The sequence below is a fragment of the Acidovorax sp. GW460-11-11-14-LB4 genome, from assembly GCF_059423685.1.
In genome coordinates, this window is the sequence record NZ_JBWKYJ010000149.1 from 1 (window position 1) to 1,011 (window position 1,011).

At 63.3% G+C, this 1,011-nt stretch carries 1 protein-coding gene; it reads left to right on the top strand.

Annotated features, from left to right (window positions below; all coding sequences use genetic code 11):
• The first annotated feature begins 24 nt into the window (after nt 1-24).
• Entirely contained in the window at nt 25-567 is a 543-nt protein-coding gene (locus tag AC07X4_RS23965; protein ID WP_056059068.1) for a TPM domain-containing protein, read from the top strand.
• Nucleotides 568-1,011 lie beyond the last annotated feature (444 nt).

The following is a 1,011-nucleotide window of genomic DNA, read 5'->3' on the forward strand; positions in this document are numbered from 1 at the left end:
CGGCGGTGCATCGGGGGACTGGTGATGGGTGTTGAGAACAGCGGGCAACCAACGCACACGCTATGGCGTTCCATCTGGAGGCTCGTCCACCATCGCTGGCACGACGCCTTCGGCCGATCCGCCATCCCGTTGCAAGCACTGCAGCGCCTCGGCGCGCAGGTCGCTGCCAGCGAGCGGCAGCACACCGGGCAGATTCGCATCGTGGCGGAAGCGGGGCTCCCCTGGAGCTACCTGCGCCGTCACGCCAATGCACGCGAACGCGCGCTGATGCTGTTCAGCAAACACCGCGTGTGGGACACCGAACACAACAACGGCGTGCTGATCTACCTGCTGATGCCGGAACATGCGTTCGAGATCGTCGCCGACCGGGGCCTGGCACGGCATGTCCCACCCACCGCATGGCAGGAGATGGCGACAAAGATGTCGGCCCAGTTTCAGCAAGGCCGCTACGAAGAAGGCCTGGCGCAGGCCGTGGGGGCGGTAGGCGCCCTGCTGGCGGAGCACTTTCCGCGCGCCACCGATTCGCCCTCCGTCAACGAGCTACCCGACGCGCCGCTCCTGCGCTGAATACCGGCTGGCGGCTATCCCGAGCATCTACAACGCGACACGCATCAGAGCGCCCAGAGGGCGGCCATTGTGTGTATGGGTGGACTGCCGCTCAGCCTGACGGCACGTGCAGTTCAGCCGCAAACTGCTTTCCATGGGCATTGAATTGAACACCCCACATCCAGCCCCTGCAGGCCACATTGCGGAGCTAACCCGCTGACTCTGCGCAGGTGCGCCCGTCACACGCCTTCGGGTCTACAGCTCTGCAGCCCTGCACTCTGCAACCGTCCTGAATATGTACCCGGGTTATCCATCAGCAGGTACCTATCTCCGACCGAACCAGTGCCCCAAGCCTATGGACTGGCCCTCATCCCATCTTCATTGTTTCCAATACTGGAACAGTTAGTTCGCGACCCGGTGGTTTTTCTCTGCACCCCACCGGCGTACAGTTCATCCCATCGATGA